Annotated in this window: 1 protein-coding gene; it reads left to right on the forward strand. The window is 36.5% G+C overall.

Annotated elements, in window-relative coordinates; all coding sequences use genetic code 11:
- The first annotated feature begins 95 nt into the window (after positions 1 to 95).
- Positions 96 to 1,429, forward strand: a protein-coding gene (locus C7Y47_RS24535) for an IS3 family transposase (RefSeq protein WP_436970140.1) whose coding sequence is annotated in 2 segments (ribosomal slippage) — positions 96 to 477 and positions 477 to 1,429 — 1,335 coding nt in all. Because the reading frame shifts where the segments join, the coding sequence is not laid out codon by codon here.
- Positions 1,430 to 1,467: the final 38 nt, after the last annotated feature.

Here is a 1,467-nt window from a genome sequence, read left to right on the forward strand (position 1 = left end):
TAAACTGTACCCTATAAGATAGACACTTTGAAAAAAGTCTATCCTATAGGGTACTTTTGTTTATAATGAGAAAAAAGATGTCGGAGCGGAATGAAATGACGAAAAGAGTATTTACTAAAAAAGAGCAAGAACAACTTAACTGTAATCCTAATGTCCAAGCTATTAGTGATAAAGCGATTACTTATACTGAGGAATTTAAACGCCATTTTATTGCAGAAAATGAAAAAGGAAAACTCCCAAGAATGATTTTTGAAGAGGCCGGTTTAGATGTTGAACTGATTGGTTTGAAGCGCATTAGTTCAGCGGGAAAGCGGTGGCGTGCAGCTTATCGTACAACTGGAGTAGCGGGTCTACAAGATACACGGAAAACGAATTCAGGTCGTCCAATAGAACGAGAATTAAGTTTAGAAGAAAAAATTGCACGATTAGAAGCGGAAAATCGATTATTACAAGCGGAGAATGAACTTTTAAAAAAGCTCGATCTACTCGAAAGGCAGATGTTAAAGAAGAAAAAACAATCGCAACAGAACTAAAATTTGATTTAATCAGTAAAACGATTCAAAAATATAAACTAAAACGTTTAGTTAGCTATCTATGTGAAATCATGGGTGTATCTCGTTCAGGTTACTATAATTATTTCACAGAAAAATCAACACAAAAGCGTGCAGCCCATGAGTTAGCAGATGAAACTATCAAAGAAATTATTTTAAAAGCGTATCATTTCCGAGGACGTAGGAAAGGTGCTCGTCAAATTAAAATGACGTTAGAAAATCAATATGGGATTACGTATAATTTAAAACGTATTCGCCGTATTATGAAGAAATTCGAGATTGTATGCCCAATTCGAAAAGCGAATCCGGCACGTAGAATGGCCAAAGCAACAAAAGAACATCGTACATGTCCAAATGAATTACAGCGTAACTTTAAACAAGGTGTGGCAGGAAAAGTATTATTAACAGATATCACGTATTTGCCGTATGGAAACGGCAAACGTGCTTATTTATCAACGATTAAGGACGCTGAGACAAACGAAATTTTAGCGTATGAAGTATCAGCTTCATTAAGTATGGATATCGCGCTCAATACTCTTCGTAAATTGAAGCGAAATTACCACCATTTAACGAACGATGCATTTATTCATTCAGATCAAGGATTCCATTATACGAATCCAAAATTCCAGAAACTTGTGAAGGATATGGGACTAGGGCAATCGATGTCACGCCGAGGAAACTGTTGGGATAACGCCCCTCAAGAATCCTTCTTCGGCCATTTTAAAGATGAAACCAGTCTGAAAGCGTGCGAAACATTAGAAGAAGTAAAACGAGAAGTGAAAAGTTATATGATGTATTACAACCATTATCGAGGGCAATGGAACTTGAAAAAGCTGCCGCCTGCAAAATACAGACAGCAGCTTCAAAAAGTTGCCTAGCTTTTTTTCAAAATGTCCTTTACAAAGGGTACACTTCA

Origin of the sequence: Lysinibacillus sphaericus (assembly GCF_006864135.1) — a bacterium.
Lineage (GTDB): Bacteria > Bacillota > Bacilli > Bacillales_A > Planococcaceae > Lysinibacillus.